Origin of the sequence: Clostridioides sp. ZZV14-6387 (genome assembly GCF_020657835.1) — a bacterium.
In the GTDB taxonomy this organism is placed as follows: domain Bacteria; phylum Bacillota; class Clostridia; order Peptostreptococcales; family Peptostreptococcaceae; genus Clostridioides; species Clostridioides difficile_A.
In genome coordinates this window covers 1-440 of record NZ_JAGWCW010000105.1, presented here as the reverse complement: position 1 = coordinate 440, position 440 = coordinate 1, and the positions used below count along the sequence as shown (strand labels likewise).

Genomic DNA, 440 nt, shown 5'->3' with positions numbered 1-440 from the left:
GACTACCAGGGTATCTAATCCTGTTTGCTACCCATGCTTTCGAGCCTCAGCGTCAGTTGGTGCCCAGTAGGTCGCCTTCGCCACTGGTGTTCCTCCCGATATCTACGCATTCCACCGCTACACCGGGAATTCCACCTACCTCTGCACTACTCAAGGCCAGCAGTTTTGAAAGCAATTTATGGGTTGAGCCCATAGTTTTCACTTCCAACTTGCCGGTCCGCCTGCGCTCCCTTTACACCCAGTAATTCCGGACAACGCTTGCACCCTACGTTTTACCGCGGCTGCTGGCACGTAGTTAGCCGGTGCTTTCTTGTTAGGTACCGTCATTATCGTCCCTAACGACAGGAGTTTACAATCCGAAAACCTTCTTCCTCCACGCGGCGTCGCTGCATCAGGGTTTCCCCCATTGTGCAATATCCCCCACTGCTGCCACCCGTAGG

At 54.1% G+C, this 440-nt stretch carries 1 rRNA gene; it reads right to left on the bottom strand.

Annotated elements, in window-relative coordinates:
- Positions 1 to 440: ribosomal RNA gene (locus KGF38_RS20065) — 16S ribosomal RNA — on the bottom strand; the annotation flags it as partial.